This window comes from Macrococcoides caseolyticum (genome assembly GCF_002902665.1).
GTDB lineage: Bacteria > Bacillota > Bacilli > Staphylococcales > Staphylococcaceae > Macrococcoides > Macrococcoides caseolyticum.
Genome location: NZ_PPRM01000048.1, coordinates 11,477 through 27,359, shown reverse-complemented (window position 1 = coordinate 27,359; position 15,883 = coordinate 11,477). Strand labels below are relative to the sequence as shown.

17 protein-coding genes are annotated in these 15,883 nt (G+C 34.9%); 5 read left to right on the top strand and 12 right to left on the bottom strand.

Translation table 11 applies throughout. The features are described 5' to 3' along the window. Positions 1-21: 21 nt before the first annotated feature. Positions 22-705 carry a type 1 glutamine amidotransferase domain-containing protein gene (locus CD152_RS07465; protein ID WP_012655957.1) on the bottom strand — a complete coding sequence of 228 codons (684 nt, stop codon included), beginning with the start codon at positions 703-705 and terminating at the stop codon, positions 22-24. 76 nt (positions 706-781) lie between these two features. Between CD152_RS07465 and CD152_RS07460 the strand changes: the two genes are divergently transcribed. Continuing rightward, complete coding sequence (locus CD152_RS07460) at positions 782-1,132, top strand: MerR family transcriptional regulator (protein WP_012655956.1); 351 nt, start codon at positions 782-784, stop codon at positions 1,130-1,132. Positions 1,133-1,294: 162 nt separating this feature from the next. Then, positions 1,295-1,816: an NADPH-dependent FMN reductase gene (locus CD152_RS07455; RefSeq protein WP_157742238.1), complete on the top strand. Its 522-nt coding sequence runs from the start codon at positions 1,295-1,297 to the stop codon at positions 1,814-1,816. 76 nt (positions 1,817-1,892) lie between these two features. On the opposite strand, the gene CD152_RS07450 is transcribed toward CD152_RS07455, so the two are convergent. Together CD152_RS07450 and CD152_RS07445 are read right to left on the bottom strand one after the other, a co-directional pair. After that, positions 1,893-2,246 (bottom strand): DoxX family protein, encoded by a 354-nt coding sequence (locus CD152_RS07450; RefSeq protein WP_101141259.1) that lies wholly within the window; start codon positions 2,244-2,246, stop codon positions 1,893-1,895. A 214-nt stretch (positions 2,247-2,460) separates the two neighbouring features. Then, a complete protein-coding gene (locus CD152_RS07445) occupies positions 2,461-2,952 on the bottom strand; it encodes a TspO/MBR family protein (RefSeq protein WP_101141261.1) in 492 nt (163 codons plus the stop codon). 152 nt (positions 2,953-3,104) lie between these two features. On the opposite strand from CD152_RS07445, the gene CD152_RS07440 reads away from it, so the two are divergent. Next, positions 3,105-4,433 carry a sodium-dependent transporter gene (locus tag CD152_RS07440; RefSeq protein ID WP_101141265.1) on the top strand — a complete coding sequence of 443 codons (1,329 nt, stop codon included), beginning with the start codon at positions 3,105-3,107 and terminating at the stop codon, positions 4,431-4,433. 164 nt (positions 4,434-4,597) lie between these two features. Here CD152_RS07440 and CD152_RS07435 read toward each other — a convergent pair whose 3' ends face one another. The 9 genes from CD152_RS07435 to CD152_RS07395 form a co-directional block, all read right to left on the bottom strand. Then, complete coding sequence (locus tag CD152_RS07435; RefSeq protein ID WP_101141268.1) at positions 4,598-6,859, bottom strand: ATP-binding cassette domain-containing protein; 2,262 nt, start codon at positions 6,857-6,859, stop codon at positions 4,598-4,600. 40 nt (positions 6,860-6,899) lie between these two features. Beyond that, a complete protein-coding gene (locus CD152_RS07430; protein WP_086037821.1) occupies positions 6,900-7,292 on the bottom strand; it encodes a hypothetical protein in 393 nt (130 codons plus the stop codon). Positions 7,293-7,449: 157 nt separating this feature from the next. Next, a complete protein-coding gene (locus CD152_RS07425) occupies positions 7,450-8,496 on the bottom strand; it encodes a glycosyltransferase family 2 protein (protein WP_101040389.1) in 1,047 nt (348 codons plus the stop codon). Beyond that, a complete protein-coding gene (locus tag CD152_RS07420) occupies positions 8,493-9,974 on the bottom strand; it encodes a phytoene desaturase family protein (protein WP_101040387.1) in 1,482 nt (493 codons plus the stop codon). Before CD152_RS07420 ends, CD152_RS07425 begins: the two co-directional genes overlap by 4 nt. 8 nt (positions 9,975-9,982) lie before the next feature. Continuing rightward, positions 9,983-10,846, bottom strand: a complete 864-nt coding sequence (locus tag CD152_RS07415; protein ID WP_086037818.1) for a phytoene/squalene synthase family protein — start codon at positions 10,844-10,846, stop codon at positions 9,983-9,985. Between the two features lie 8 nt (positions 10,847-10,854). Then, complete coding sequence (locus CD152_RS07410) at positions 10,855-12,351, bottom strand: phytoene desaturase family protein (RefSeq protein WP_086039350.1); 1,497 nt, start codon at positions 12,349-12,351, stop codon at positions 10,855-10,857. 11 nt (positions 12,352-12,362) lie between these two features. Further along, positions 12,363-13,382 carry a type 2 isopentenyl-diphosphate Delta-isomerase gene (fni, locus tag CD152_RS07405; RefSeq protein WP_103214584.1) on the bottom strand — a complete coding sequence of 340 codons (1,020 nt, stop codon included), beginning with the start codon at positions 13,380-13,382 and terminating at the stop codon, positions 12,363-12,365. Positions 13,383-13,402: 20 nt separating this feature from the next. Next, entirely contained in the window at positions 13,403-13,882 is a 480-nt protein-coding gene (locus CD152_RS07400) for a glycosyl-4,4'-diaponeurosporenoate acyltransferase CrtO family protein (RefSeq protein ID WP_086037816.1), read from the bottom strand. 272 nt (positions 13,883-14,154) lie between these two features. Further along, the gene (locus tag CD152_RS07395) at positions 14,155-14,514 is read right to left on the bottom strand and encodes a winged helix-turn-helix transcriptional regulator (RefSeq protein ID WP_012655949.1); all 360 of its coding nucleotides are present in this window, start codon (positions 14,512-14,514) and stop codon (positions 14,155-14,157) included. 102 nt (positions 14,515-14,616) lie between these two features. Between CD152_RS07395 and hxlA the strand changes: the two genes are divergently transcribed. Together hxlA and hxlB are read left to right on the top strand one after the other, a co-directional pair. After that, a complete protein-coding gene (hxlA, locus tag CD152_RS07390) occupies positions 14,617-15,252 on the top strand; it encodes a 3-hexulose-6-phosphate synthase (RefSeq protein WP_012655948.1) in 636 nt (211 codons plus the stop codon). After that, positions 15,239-15,787, top strand: coding sequence for a 6-phospho-3-hexuloisomerase (gene hxlB, locus CD152_RS07385; RefSeq protein ID WP_103214583.1), 549 nt, complete (start codon positions 15,239-15,241; stop codon positions 15,785-15,787). Before hxlA ends, hxlB begins: the two co-directional genes overlap by 14 nt. Positions 15,788-15,883 lie beyond the last annotated feature (96 nt).

Below are 15,883 nucleotides of genomic sequence, written 5' to 3'. Positions count from 1 at the left end.
TTCATCACTCCTAAAACTTTATTATTGATTATCTAATATCGCTAATACTTTCTCTGCAACTGCATGGCCAGACTGCGGATTTTGTCCAGTAACAACGTGACCATCTACTACTGCATAAGCACTCCAGTCTGCTTCTTTTTTAAAGTTAGCACCAATATTCACAAATTCATCTTCCAATAAATACGGCATATGCTCAATAGTTCCATTTGCAGATTCTTCACTATTCGTAAATCCAGTTACTGATTTACCTTTCACAATAAATTCTCCATCTTGCTCAATATTAAGTAAACCAACTGCACCATGACATACTGATGATAAAACCCCGTTATTATTATAAATACTTAATGCAATATCATTTAACTGCTTATTATCTCTTAAATCCCATATGACACCGTGCCCTCCAGCAAAATAGATTGCTTGATAATCCTCAGCTTTAACCTCTGACGGCGATAATGAATTTCCAAACTTATTCATATACTCGTGATCCGTATAGTATGCCCAGTCTTCATCAGACATCATTTCAGCATTTAAACTTACTGGATCTAAAGGAACATATCCTCCGTTGGGGCTAACAAAATCCACTTCATATCCTGCATCATAGAAATCCTTAGCAAAATGCGTAACTTCTGAAAACCATGCTCCTGTAGCTCTCTCTATAGTTTCATACTTCGCAATATTTGTTACAACAATCAATGCCTTTTTCATTGTATTTCCTCCTGTATAATGTTTATATATATACGATACCAGTTAAACCTTGGTTTAAGAGAAAGGATATGCTCATATGGAAAAATATTATATAGAACATGTTGCAGAATACTGTGATATACCTAAAAGCAAGTTACGTTACTATGAAAAGAAAGACATATTGAAAAACATAGAAAGAGACAGTAATAACAAAAGATTGTATACAAAAGACGATATTGAAATGATTAAATTTATTAAGTGTCTAAGCAACTTAAATATGCCTTTAAAAGATATTCAAACAAATACAAATATGCTATATGAAAATAAAATAGATGTTGAAACGATATTAAAAGCTCATCTTGAGTTTCTAAATGAGCAAAGAAATCTTATTAGCTCCCATATCGATATAATCGAAACCGAACTACAAAAAGAAACTTCTCCTTTATAATCTTTAGTTCGCTCCTCAATATACGTTGCTTTAAATAACATCTACTCTGCTTAAAAATAATTTACCTAATATTTATTTGATATATTAAATCAATTTCTTGATTATTTCTAATGATATCGTTAATGTCAAATTACATTAAATATATTATGAGCAGGTGAGATTGTGAAAATTGTAGGTATAAGTGGAAACCCTTATGAAAACTCAACAAACTTAAAGGTCCTTGAAAAGATTGGTCAAGAACTAGAAGTTAAAGGACACACGTTTGAAGTGATTCATGAAATAAAAGACTTACCACTTTTTAATCCACAGACAGAATATCAGGAATACTATTCAGTCGTTAATCAAATGAGAGAGAAAGTGAAGAATGCAGACTTTCTAGTTATAGTGAGTCCAGAATACATGGGAGGTGTACCAGCAATCTTAAAAAATGCACTAGAATGGATGCTGTCTGAATCTATCTTGATGCAGAAACCGACCGCCTTTGTTATTCATTCCCCAATCGGGAAGTATGCAATGGAAGCGTTAAATAGACACTTAAGTATTATGGGCGCTACTTTAACTGATGAATGGCAACTGCTTATCAGTTATAACAAACGTATCGAAAGAGAAGATGGATGGTTCAAAGATGAAACTATCAACGATGAGGTAAAAACATTAATACAAAGTATTAGTGAATATAAGTAATTCATTCTTATAACCAAAATAGTTGTCGCATATTATATACGACAGCTATTTTTTATATTATGACGAGCTTATATTACTACAACCACTTTATCAATTTCATCAATACAAACTGTAATGGTAATCTGCCATACAACGCAGATTGAGACAGCTGCTTGTCACCAAGCGGGAGTTGCTTTCTCGCCATATAGACATTTGCAGGAAATACTGCCAGCAAGAAGCGGTTGATCCATTTCTTCGCGCTAACACTTGGGCGTTTCAAACATAAATATACCCCCATCATCACTTCCATAATACCTGTAATATAGGTGATTTCCTTCTTTAATGGAACATACGACGGAATGATCTTCGTGAAATTTGGTTCACGCAAAAAATGTAATACTCCTGCTGTTGTAAACAATGTCCCGAGAATCATTCTAATAATAATTTTCATAGCTTTCTCCTTTATCTTATAGTTTCACTAAAGACTATATTCATGTTACCAACTATATAATAAATTCTTATTGTCAAAAAAGATAGCTAGTACAACAAAATCATCTTATCGATATTTATTACTACTCTACTATACTTCTTTTGAGCAAGGCGATATGCAGATATACTTGGATATCTTATCCCTTCAAATAATTGCATATCATATGTTTTCATTGTTAGTCTCTAGAGTAACCTTCTTTATCTTTATTTAAAATCCAGTTGCCTCCGTTTAAATAACTTGCATAACTCAACCACATTACATAAGGAACCATCAAATATCCTGCAGCTCTATCCATCTTATAAAATTTCGTAGCAGTAATACTCCCTGCAGCTAATAATGCATAACTTTCTAGTAATGATGCTTTTCTGAATTTTAGATTAAAATATAGCATAGACCATATGTAATTCAAGCCAAGCTGGGTATAATGTGCACGCTTAAGTTCACTGCTTTCAGTCTCATTTTTAGCGTTATCCATCGCTCTTTGATACGCCACACCCATTGACATATATAATATTGGCCAAATAATCGGAAAAGCAATTGCAGGTGGTGAAAATGGTGGTTTTCTATAATGTTTATAATCATCTTGCGCCTTAGCTGTTAGCCTTCCAACGATTAAACCTCCAGCGAGTGGTATAAGTGTTCTAGTTATTTTCTTAGTATTCGTCATTTTTTCACCTCCATAATACTTATACCCAAAATTAAGCAGATAAATAATGAAACACCAAAAAAAGTATTTGCCTTCCATTAATACTATATTGCAGTAAGAAAGGATGTTTGATACAATGTCACTTTACAGCGTTAAAACGAAAGGGTGTAATTATGCATAAAAATAAACATTGGAATTCTTCTCTTGGATTTATCCTTGCAAGTGCAGGATCAGCAATCGGCCTTGGTGCCATTTGGAAATTTCCTTACATAGCAGGACAATATGGTGGTGGAGCATTTTTAATTCAATTCATTTTGTTCACTTTATTGATTGGACTTCCATTGCTTATCGTTGAATTTTATATTGGACATGCCGGCAAGACTTTTTCATTAACAATCTTTAGTAAAATATCAGGTTCAAAATTCATGGACTTAATTGGGCTTTGGGGAAATATTGCTGCATTCATTTTATATGCATTCTATAGTGTTATCGGTGGATGGATTATTTTATTTATAGGCTATTATTTGGGTATTATCTTTAATGTCTTTGAACTTCAATTAGATTATTTTCAGCAAATGATCGCCAATCCTTTATTATCTGTTCTCGGTGCATTACTATTTATAATGCTCACAGAAGTGATCGTATCATTCGGTATTCAAAATGGTATAGAGAGAGCCTCAAAAATAATGATGCCATTATTATTTTTGTTATTTTTAATTATTGTCGGACGTGCACTGATGTTAGAAGGGGCTATCGAAGGACTAAAATACTTTTTAATTCCTAGGTTTGAGGATTTATCTATAGAAGGTACCCTTTATGCTATGGGGCAGTCTTTCTTTGCTTTATCACTCGGAACAACCGGTATGATTACTTATGCATCTTACACTAAAGATGATACAAATGTTATTCAGTCTGCATTATGGATTGTAATAATGAACTTATTAATTTCTATTCTTGCTGGTCTCGCAATTTTCCCAGCTGCAAGCGCATTAAATATTGAAGTAGAAGCAGGTCCTGGATTATTGTTTTTAGTATTACCAAAATTATTTGAAAAAATGACTTTCGGTTTTGGATTCTATATGTTATTTTTAATACTATTTTTATTTGCTGCTTTGACTTCTTCTATCTCATTATTAGAACTGAATCTTTCTAACTTAATTAAAAATAATGAAGATAAGCGCAAAAAATATGCATTACTGTTGAGTTTAGCTGTATTTATCACAAGTATTTTTCCTGCTTTATCATTTGGTATTTATAAAGACTTTAAGTTTGGGGCAGGAACAATATTTGATAATATGGACTTTCTAGTATCAAATATTATGATGCCGCTTGGTGTATTATTTACAACATTATTTTGTGGATTTGTACTCGACAAACAATTATTATTCTCTATCTTTACGCGTAACAGTCAACACAGCAAATTATTTACCTTATGGTATACCTTAATAAAATATATTCTGCCTATTGTCATTATAATTGTGTTTGTAACACAGTTAATTTAATCTCATAGTGCTATATTTATAGGTTTTAATGACAACTAGATCAAAGAATATTAAGAAGCGCATAAAATGTAGAAACATGCATTGTATTATTTATACAATGCCTGTTTTATATTGTTCCATATCCTCTTTTATATTTTAAATCTACTGTCTATGTGCAATATGCTTTAATTGCTATCATCAACATATCTCAATAAATGTTTTCCTGTTAATGATGTTTTTTTGTGGATAATTTCTTCTGGAACACCACTATAGAGTACTTTTCCTCCACCTAATCCTGCACGAGGTCCAATGTCTATAATCCAATCTGCATAAGTCATCATTGTTAAATTATGTTCTATCACAATCACCGTATTATCCTCATCAATTAAATAATCAAAGATGCGTTTTAAATTATCTATATCTGCTTCATGTAAACCTGTTGTAGGTTCATCAAAAATAAATATCTTATCTTTCACACCTTCGTTAATATATCGGCTAAGTTTTACACGCTGACTTTCCCCACCTGATAAAGTATCTAATGACTGTCCTAAGGTCATATAATCAAGCCCTGTACGTTTTACACTCTTCAACACTTCATTAACACTTTCTATAGGAAAGAAATCGATTGCTTCTTCTACAGAGAGCTCAAGCATGTCTGCGATAGAGTATCCTTTTATTTTTGCTTCTAACACTTCTGGTCGATAACGTTTACCATGACATACTTCACATTGTTGAACAAAGTCAGACATAAATGCAAGCTCCGTTTTTATTACACCTTTTCCATTGCAGTTTGGACATGCACCTTCCGAGTTGTAGCTGAACATCCCTTTTTTGAGACCAGTCTCTTTGCTATAGTATGCTCTAATATCATCAAAGACATCAAGATAGGTCAGTAGATTTGAACGATTCGTCGCATGAACAGGTTTCTGATCGATATAAACTACATCTTCTCTTTCACGCAGGCCTGTTTGTATTAATGTACTTTTACCTGATCCTGCAACACCTGTTACAGCAGTTAACACATGTTTAGGAATATCAACCGATACATCCTTCAAGTTATTCTTCGTAATGTTTTTTAGTGCTATATAATCATTTGGTACTCTCACTTCCTTTTTAAAAACATGTGGTTGTGATAGCGCCTTACCTGTTGGACTGTTACCCTTAAGTAATTCGTGATATTTCCCGGTAAATATAATCTCGCCTCCATGCTTTCCACTTCCCGGACCTATATCAACACAATAATCAGCAATCTTAATTACATCAGGATCATGCTCAACAACAAGCACTGTATTACCTTTATCACGAATTGAAAGCATGATTTGATTAATATTTTCTATATCTTCAGGGTGTAGACCAACACTTGGTTCGTCAATAATATAGACTAAATCTGTAAGCGGACTATTTAAATGACGAATCAACTTAATCCTTTGAGACTCTCCCCCTGATAAAGTTGTCGTTTCTCGACTTAAAGTCAAATAACCTAAGCCAATTCGTTTTAATGCTTCTAATTGTTTGACTAAAGGTTCAATAATATACTGTGCTTTATCATCATTAATTTTATTCAAAAACTTAATCTCATCATCTACTGTTAGATCACAAAATTCAGCAATATTTAATCCTTCTATTTTGCAACTTAATATCTTGTCATTCAGACGTTGACCATGGCAATCTGGACATACTTGTTTTGTAACGATACGATTCACGTCTTTAATAAACTTTTTCTTTTCATATGTATCGTTGATTAGGAAAGACCTTCTAAATCGATAAATTAATCCTTCGTATTTAGCCGTCTTTGGCCAGTTTGATGGAGGATTTTTTAATTTGATAGGTTCTTGATACAAAAATGTATCCATCTCTGCTTTAGAGTAATCTTTCAATTTCTTATCATTGTCAAATAATCCGGTATTTAAATACCGTTTACCACGCCACGTATCTGGAGCAAAAGAGGGGAATTTGATCGCATCTTCATTTAATGAACGATCGAAATGTAATAACTCATTTAAGTCAATATCTTCTACATAGCCTAATCCATCACATGTTTTGCACATACCATTCGTATTGTTAAAAGAAAAATCCATAGAATATCCTACAAATGGCTGTCCAATACGTGACCACAATAATCTCACACCAGAATAGATATCTGAAATTGTTCCTACCGTCGACCTTGAGTTTCCACCAATTCTATCTTGTCCAATGACCATTGATACAGGCAAATTCTCAATACGGTCGACAACAGGTTTATCATAATGATTAAGTTGATTCTGTATATAAGTACTATATGTTTCATTCAATAGTCGCTCACTCTCCGCGGCAATCGTATTAAACACTAGCGATGACTTCCCAGAACCCGAACGCCCTGTAAAGACAGTCAACTGATATTTCGGTATCTCCAGTGAGATATCTTTTAAATTATTCTGCTTTGCTCCAATAATCTTGATTGGTTTCATTGAATCACTCCTCACTTCTGTTAATATACCCTATTTCACTCTAACTATAAGCATGTTTAATCATTAGATGAACTATGTATAAATAGAAAGTATGACCTAATAACCATACAAACATCAGCTTTATAGTCAGGTCATAGTGCATTGTTAACGATAGGTGTGACAGTATAAAGAATAATCCAATAAATACTACAAATAAAACGATATAAGCTGCAATATACAAACCTTTATAACGAAACAATCGCGATAAACTAAAATATAAGATAATACTTACAAGCAGATGCAATGTGACCTCCAGTAAAAATGGTGAAGTCGCTTGTCCGGTTATAAAATCGATATTCAATAGCAATCGCTCGGTATTCGTCTTAAATAGGATATCTAGTACAACTAATACAATGTATAATGCTAATCCTGAAACTATCCCTTTAAATAACATAGCAAAACTCCTATCTTATAATTTACTTTTAATCTTTCTAGTACTTATATACGTTATTTCAACAGTTAGCTCTTATATAAATCCAATCTTCAATCACTAGATAATCAAGATTAAACTTCGTTCAGACCATAAAAATCACTACCTTTCGTAGTGATTTTTATAGTTTTATATTACGATCTTTCCATTTTACTTCTTTTCTTATATAGATTGCTACAATTGATTTCAAAAATACATATACGAAATATACAAGTACAACTGGGTAGCATATTGCAGTGAGTAGCTTAAAGCTTCCAATCAAACAGGACATTCTGTAGAGCAAAGATACATATAACAAATAAACAATCAAAATCATTGTGTATTGTGTAGGATGGATTAAGATTAATAACGGTAAAAATGCCCCTGAAATCCAGCATACAATAAGTGCTAATACACGCTTATCCGTTCCAGCTGAACCTGCAGCAAAATGCTTCATCCATCCGCTCGTCATCGCACCTAATCCTTTAGGATACATACGAAAATGAATAACATTTTTTCCAATATAATTATACAGATTAAAATGATGTGCCTTAAATGCTGCACCTAGACCAAAACCTTCAATCAGTTGACCGGCAGCTGCACGGTGCCCATCAGTTATAAAATAATCCTCTTTACTGCATATCACACACGGTCCGAATACACCTTCTTGACCTTTAAAGAAGGAGGTAGCATTCAGTCCTAATACTGTAAGGAGATTAAAATACAATGAACCTTGTTCATACCATTGTTTCATTTCATGATAGGGTTGTATGGACATCAACCCTTCTTTGTACGTACCAGCAATACGTTGAATCGACTTTTTGTCATGGAACCATGTATCAGCATCTATAAAGAGAAGAATTTCTCCATCAGCCGCTTCAGCACCTTTATAACAAGCCGCTGATTTCCCTCTCCAATCTGAATGATTATCTGTACGAATGACTTTAGCACCTAAAGATTGTGCGATTTGAGCAGTATGATCAGTTGAGCCATCATCTACTACGATACATTCATATACATCTGATAAATCAAATGAATGAAGCAATTTCTGTAAATTATGTGCTTCATTTCGGGCGGGTATAATCACACTAATCTTGCGATTCGCTATAGGCTGTGCATTAACTAAGGGCCTACGAACAAATAATAGTAATCCGGATAGCATACTTAATGATGCCCATAAAATAATCATCGTTCTTGTTCCTTAATCATTCTCCCTACCTGCTGTCCACTAAGCGTAACCATCGGCATACCACCTCCAGGATTGACCGTGCCACCGACAAAATAGAGATTATCATAGTGTTCACTATGTTTTCTATGCTTAAATCCATTATTACTTTTGCGATCAGATAATGTGCCATAAATTGCACCACGATGCGAGAGATAAGTCTCTTCAATATCGTGTGGTGTCCACATATCCTCTGTTACAATATGACGACGTAAATCCTTAAGTCCCATATTCTCAAGTTTTACAAGTACATTCTGTCTTAGCTCCTGATACGCGCTTTTTGTGAATGGATTGTCTTGTATATAAGGGATATGCGGCAAGATTTTAATATTTTCGTGCCCTTTTGGTGCCTGTGCTTTATCTGTTTTATTGGTATTTACAACATAAATTGTAGGGTCCACTGGCAGCTTTTTCTCATGAAATACACGCTCAAAATTTTTCTTCGAATCATTAGAAAAGAAGAAATTATGATGCTGTAACTGAGGATACTTCTTATCTACCCCTATATGTAAAACCAGACCTGAACTTGCAGGTTCAAACTTTTTCTTCAGTGCATCTAAATTGCGAGGAGGGTCCACTAACTTTTCATATAGAGGAATCACTTCCATATTAGACACAAAGTAATCTGCTGTTACGCGTTTGCCATTCTTTAATTGCATCGCTACGATTCGTTTGTCTTCGGTTTCTAAACTTACAATTTCGCTATCTGTATAAAGATGCACACCAATCTCCTCTGCAAGCTTCACAATTGCATCTGCTAATAGATGCATACCACCAGGAACATACCACTCTCCTTGCTCATGCTGCATATGGCTCATCATATTAAGTACAGCAGGAGCATCGTAGGAAGAAGAGCCAACATACTTGATGAAATACCCGATCATATCTCTAAATTCTTCATTAGAAATATAGCGGTTAATTGCCTGTTGCATCGTACTGAAATAATCAAAACCTTTAAGTGCCTTAACTGGCCCATGATATTTGATGAGCTTTAGCTTCGTATCTATTCCACGCTCAAAATAACTATCCTTTGTCAACTCATGGATACGCCCTGCATAGGACAGAAAATTTCTGTACTCCTCTATATCCTGCGCTGTTAAATACTGATTATTCGTTTGCATCTCTTCAAGATCTCTATATAGATCATAGATGTGACCTGATGGAAAGAAGCACCTCCATTGCAAGGGCAGCTCAACGATGTCTACGTAATCTTCCATACGCTTTTTACTACCCTTGAATAAGTTTTCAAAAATATAGGGCATCGTAAGGATAGAGGGGCCAAGGTCAAAACCAAATCCATCCTGCGTGAGACGATTCAATTTTCCACCGAAATGATTGTTCTTCTCATATAAGGACACATTAAATCCAGCTTGTCTTAAGGTGATTGCAGCAGATAAGCCTCCAAGCCCACCACCTATCACCACAATATTTTTATTATTCATGTCCTTCCTCACTTTCTTTTCAGATATGAAATAGCTTCTTTCTTCAATCGATATTTATCTAGAAGAGAGACATGATTTCTTTTTGTAAAGCAATCATAGTCATTTCTTCTAATCTCATTTAATATCTCTTTGTACACTAACATAGAAAGTAATAACGGCATCCTCGCCTCTTGTTTATAATGCGTAATAGAGTGACAAAACTCGTCATACAATCTTTCTGCGTATTGTGCAAGAGTCTCCCACATCCCCACAAATGCAGTATTGACTTCATGGGATTCAAGGTCATGTTGTGTATAGTTCCATTGACGCATTATCTGTGCCGGGAGATAGATACGTTGATGAACTTTAAAGTCTTCTCCAATATCTCTCAATATATTAGTAATTTGCATAGCAACACCTAATTTTTCTGCATTTTGCTTCAATTCCAAAGTAACGTCTTCAGATAGGATGGGTAACAACATTCTCCCGACTGAACCTGCAACATATTGACTGTAACGCTCTAAGTCCGCCATTGTTTCAGGTTGTGTATATACTAAATCCATCTGCTGACCTGCTAGTTGCATCTTAAACGCAGAAATTTCTAGAGGATATCGATAGCGTACATCAGCTAGTGCACGCCACATCGGTTGGTCAATTATCAAGCCTTGCTCAAACTGTGTAAATTGATTGCTCAGCCTATCGAGCTCTGCTTTTCTATATTGAACAGATCCTTTCTGATCCACCATGTCATCAGCCATGCGACAAAAAGCATAGACTGCATAGACCGCCTTTGCATCATTTTCAGGGAGCTGCTTGAAACCATAATAGAAAGATTTTGAATGCTGTTTAATAATAGCCTCACAATATTGGTAATCTTTATCGATTGTACTCATAACCTCACCTACTTTCGATCATCTAGTATCAATTCACCTACAGCAATCTTAGATGATAACAGTACGATTGGTACACCTGCTCCTGGATGCGTACTACTACCAGTAAAGTATAAGTGCTCACAGTGTGTAGCTTTACTTTGAGGACGAAGATGATTACTTTGAAATAGTGTAGGCTGTAAGCCGAATGTCGCACCATTATAAGCATTAAAGTTTTTCTTGAACTCAGCTGGTGTCATCATCATTTCAGTGATAATTTCATCTCTGATATTATTCATGCCAGGCAATTTTTCAAGTTTGTCTAGAATTTTCTCTTTATAAAATGACCTTGTTGCGTCGTTCCATTCATATTGGGCAGTAGAAAGTTCTGATACTGGCATCAGCACATATAACCCGTCTTTACCCGGAGGTGCAAGTGATGGATCGATTTTAGAAGCGATATACATATAGATTGAAGGATCTTCTACCTTACGACCATCAAAGATTTGTTCGATGTTGTCATCTAAGTCCTCAGAGAAAATAAAGTTGTGAATATTATCAATCTCGTGATACTTACGGTTAACACCTAGATAAAGGACAAAGCATGAACATGAGTAGTCTAGTTTATCTATCTTCTCATCGGTATACTTTCCTTTTGATTCTTTTGATGTTACAAGTGACTTCATAGCATATGGAAAATCAGCGTTACACATAACGTAATCAGAAGGTATCAATTCATTATCCACTATAATTCCCTTAGCGATGCCATCTTCTATCTTGATTTCTTCCACTGCTTTACCATAATGAATTTTACCTCCTAGTTCTTTGAATAGACGTTCCATCGCTGTTGCCATCGTATGCATACCGCCTTTAATGAACCAAATACCATACAAAAATTCAATCATAGGAATAATCGTATATAATGACGGGCTCTTAGAAGGTGAGATACCGATGTACAGTGTCTGGAAGCTGATCATATCTCTGAGTCGCTTATTCTTTATATATTTGTTCATCGTGCTCTCTGCATTGCCAAGCGTTCTTAACTTTAAACCTTGATTGATCATATTAAGGTTATAGACGTCTTTCTTAGTTCTGAAAGGTCTTTGCAAAAAATAGTTCTTAGCAATATTGAAACGGCTGTACAAATCACTGATATACCTTAAAAACCCTTCAGCGTCTTTTTCGCTCGACATTTCAAAGAGCTGCATGAGTTCTACCAGATCATTGGAAACATCGATCTTTTCACTGCCATTGTTAAAAAATCCTGAGAACATGGGATTGAGCTTCTGCATCGGTATATAATCGTCTGGATTCCTACCTGCAAGTTCAAAGACTTCACGATACAACTCGGGCATCATTACAATCGTCGGACCTACATCAAAAAAGAAACCATCCTTTTCGATTTGATGCATTTTCCCTCCAGGCAAATGCTCTTTTTCATAGATTTCAACTTCATATCCCTCGTGCTGCAAACGTATTGCGCTTGCAAGCCCAGCAACCCCTGCACCTATAACGATAACTCTTTTCATATAGTCACTCCCTATCCTTTTCTTTGCTGATACCATGCCCACACATCCTTTTGAAGCACATATTGGACAGACTTCAGGTCTTGAATACTTGTCTTTCCAACCATGGTGCTCAGTAGTATAAGCTGCTCATTTAGATAATCTATATACTCTATGGTTGCTTCTATACCACTCTCTTGCAATTTAAGTAATATAGGTCTCGATAACCCTACAGCTTGTGCACCAAGTACAAGGCACTTTAATATGTCTAGGGGGTTTCTAATGCCACCACTGGCTAAAGTTTCTAGTGCTGTATTCTGACTTTCTATAAGTGAGATAGCAGTAGACTGACCCCAATCCTTCAAGTAGTCAAATTCTTTCATCGTTCTTCTTTCATTCTCAATATAGATAAAATTTGTGCCTCCACTACCACTCACATCTATAGTTTTTACACCGGCGGCTTTAAGCGTCAGCATCGTCTCATGACTCATTCCAAACCCTACTTCTTTAACGATGACAGGCACACCTATAGATGTAACAATAGCTTCAATATTTTCAAGCCATCTGCTGAAAGTTCTATTTCCTTCTGGCATAACAAGTTCTTGTGGTGCATTAACATGAATCTGCAGCGCATCTGCTTGTAATAAATCTACGGCCCTTTTGGCAAATTCTGTCGATACATCTGCCCCAACGTTACTGAACAAAGGGCCTTTATAGATTTCTCGAACAATAGCATAAGTTTGAGCTAGAGTATTATCTTTCAAAGCAGCATGTGTTGATCCTACAGCTATTGCGGTATTTGTTTCACGTGCAACTATTGCAAGCTTATTATTAATTTCTCCTGCCCGCATACTGCCCCCTGTCATCGCATTGATATAAATCGGTGTTGTGAGTTTAATACCTTGAATTTGCGTTTCTAAATTAATATCCTTAACATCACATTGTGGTAGTGATTTATGAATCAGTTTAATAGAATCAAAATCAGACTGAGATACACTAGGATGATCCAGCGCCAATTGAATATGCTCATCTTTTCTCTTAGTACGTTTATCCACTTAATCTTCCTTTCTTAACGTTATTTGTGCTTACGTTGCTTGTAATAATAGAGTCTCTCGATTTTCGGTCTATTATATCGCTGCGTTATGATAAATGGAAAATTACTAAAAACTGCATAGATGACATTGATCCATGCTGCAAAACGTGGATTAAACAAGAAAAATAAGGGCGCAGGCAATATTGATATCCAATGTGTGAACTCTGCACGTCGCATTTCTATAATAAACTTGCTTAACGTGTTCATATTAAAATCAGGTAATTTCTTTTTATTATAATTTCTTTTCATAAGTGAAGCACCGTCTGGTAAATATGCTTTCCATTGCTTAACTTTAAATAAATGATTCCATATTTCTCCGGAACGCTCAAATTTAAACGTCTTAAATAATCTGCTGTTTCGATGAAAAAAGTCATCTGATATTCGTGCCGATAATGAGGCGATAATAAGATGAGCACTTAGCCAAACAATACTATTTTTGACGATTAATTTAATAGACCTCATATGTCCTCCTTTACAAAAAAACCAGCTGTCACGCAGCTGGGCCCGTAGTCGATAATCATCATTATGTTACCGACTGTTATTTCAATTTTATCACTGTAAAATTATACAGCAAGGTATTATATATAATATTAATATATTTTTATACTAACAATAATATTCTTACACACGATAGCTATAGAGATAGTAGTGTCGCTTTCAACCAGTAACTCAGCATATACCTAGTGCCTATCCAGTTATGCTATAGTTCCGAGAAACCTTTAAACGACGCAGCGCTATGTTATCTTATTATGATTATCACCTTTAATCACCTGCAAAAACTCATCTCCCCAATTACAAATCGAAAAAACTACTCCATCAAGTTTCAACCCTATTTCTGTCAATTTGTAATCTACTTTAGGAGGCACTACTGGGTACACTGTTCTTTCAATGATTTTGTCTTGTTCCAGCTCGCGAAGTTGTCTGATTAACATACGCTGATTGATATCAGGAAGTTTGTTTTGTAACTCACTTAATCTTAATCTGTCCTCATGCAAAAGATGATAGATGATTGCAATTTTCCATCTACCTCCAATTACAGATAACGCCAAATCTTTCGATGTATAAAATTCTTTATTATTATATTCAATTAACAATTTAAACCCTCCACTTATTTATAGTGACTAAAATGTCAGTATTGTTTTTTTGTTTAAATAATACCATAATGGGAACATAAAAGATAGAGAGGGGAAATTATCATGAAATTACAATTAGCAATCGATTTATTAGATCAAGTAGAGGCAGCAAAGCTAGCTCAAGAAGTAGAAGAATTTATTGATATCGTAGAAATTGGAACACCTATCGTTATAAACGAAGGGCTATCTGCCGTTGAACATATGAGTAAATCAGTTAATAACACACAAGTATTAGCAGACTTAAAAATTATGGATGCTGCTGGATATGAAGTAAGCCAAGCTATAAAGTTTGGTGCTGATATCGTAACAATCTTAGGTGTGGCTGAAGATGCTTCAATCAAAAGCGCTATTGAAGAAGCACACAAACACGGTAAAGAACTATTAGTTGATATGATCGCAGTTCAAAATTTAGAACAGCGTGCAGCTGAATTAGATAAAATGGGTGCTGATTATATCGCAGTTCACACTGGATATGATTTACAAGCTGAAGGTGTATCACCTTTAGAAAGTTTACGTACTGTGAAATCAGTGATTTCAAATTCTAAAGTAGCTGTAGCTGGAGGTATTAAACCTGATACAATCGAAACAGTAGCAGCCGAAAAACCTGACCTAATTATCGTAGGTGGCGGTATCGCAAATGCTGATGATCCAAAAGCTGCTGCTAAAAAATGTCGTGAAATCGTTGATGCACATGCATAATCACTTTGAATTAATTTTAAATGAAATAAAGCAGACATTATCACATGTTGATGTAGCAGAATCAGAGAAATTTTCAAAAAATCTTATGGATGCATCATCAATATTTGTAGCTGGTAAAGGCCGTTCAGGTCTTGTCATTCAGAGCTTTGCCATGAGATTAAATCAATTAGGCAAAAAGGCTTATGTCGTGGGTGAAACAACTACACCATCAATCCAGAAAAATGATGTCTTTGTTATAGCATCAGGTTCAGGATCTACAGCTCATTTAAAATTGCTCGCACAAACAGCAAAAGATAATGAAGCATATGTATTATTATTATCAACAAAAGACGAATCACCAATTGCTGATATTGCAGACCTAACCATCGTATTACCTGCTGGTACAAAATACGATGCAGAAGGTTCAAAACAACCTTTAGGAAGTCTCTTTGAGCAAAGCAGTCAAATCTATTTAGACAGCGTCGTGTTAACAATTCAAGAAGCACTAAATGTTGATGAAGAAACAATGCAGAATAATCATGCAAATTTAGAGTAATAATAATTTGAAACAATATTAAAACACCTCTCTATAATTATAGAGAGGCGTCAGATTGAAGACAAACTCATTTTCATTACATGAGTTTGTCTTTTT

Coding starts and splice junctions, on each gene's coding strand:
- CD152_RS07440 (WP_101141265.1), top strand. CDS start 3,105: ATGCATAAAAATAAACATTGGAATTCTTCTCTTGGATTTATCCTTGCA.
- CD152_RS07410 (WP_086039350.1), bottom strand. CDS start 12,351: ATGAAAAGAGTTATCGTTATAGGTGCAGGGGTTGCTGGGCTTGCAAGC.
- CD152_RS07435 (WP_101141268.1), bottom strand. CDS start 6,859: ATGAAACCAATCAAGATTATTGGAGCAAAGCAGAATAATTTAAAAGAT.
- hxlA (WP_012655948.1), top strand. CDS start 14,617: ATGAAATTACAATTAGCAATCGATTTATTAGATCAAGTAGAGGCAGCA.
- hxlB (WP_103214583.1), top strand. CDS start 15,239: ATGCACATGCATAATCACTTTGAATTAATTTTAAATGAAATAAAGCAG.
- CD152_RS07450 (WP_101141259.1), bottom strand. CDS start 2,246: ATGAAAATTATTATTAGAATGATTCTCGGGACATTGTTTACAACAGCA.
- CD152_RS07400 (WP_086037816.1), bottom strand. CDS start 13,882: ATGAGGTCTATTAAATTAATCGTCAAAAATAGTATTGTTTGGCTAAGT.
- CD152_RS07465 (WP_012655957.1), bottom strand. CDS start 705: ATGAAAAAGGCATTGATTGTTGTAACAAATATTGCGAAGTATGAAACT.
- CD152_RS07460 (WP_012655956.1), top strand. CDS start 782: ATGGAAAAATATTATATAGAACATGTTGCAGAATACTGTGATATACCT.
- CD152_RS07425 (WP_101040389.1), bottom strand. CDS start 8,496: ATGATTATTTTATGGGCATCATTAAGTATGCTATCCGGATTACTATTA.
- CD152_RS07445 (WP_101141261.1), bottom strand. CDS start 2,952: ATGACGAATACTAAGAAAATAACTAGAACACTTATACCACTCGCTGGA.
- CD152_RS07415 (WP_086037818.1), bottom strand. CDS start 10,846: ATGAGTACAATCGATAAAGATTACCAATATTGTGAGGCTATTATTAAA.
- CD152_RS07420 (WP_101040387.1), bottom strand. CDS start 9,974: ATGAATAATAAAAATATTGTGGTGATAGGTGGTGGGCTTGGAGGCTTA.
- CD152_RS07430 (WP_086037821.1), bottom strand. CDS start 7,292: ATGTTATTTAAAGGGATAGTTTCAGGATTAGCATTATACATTGTATTA.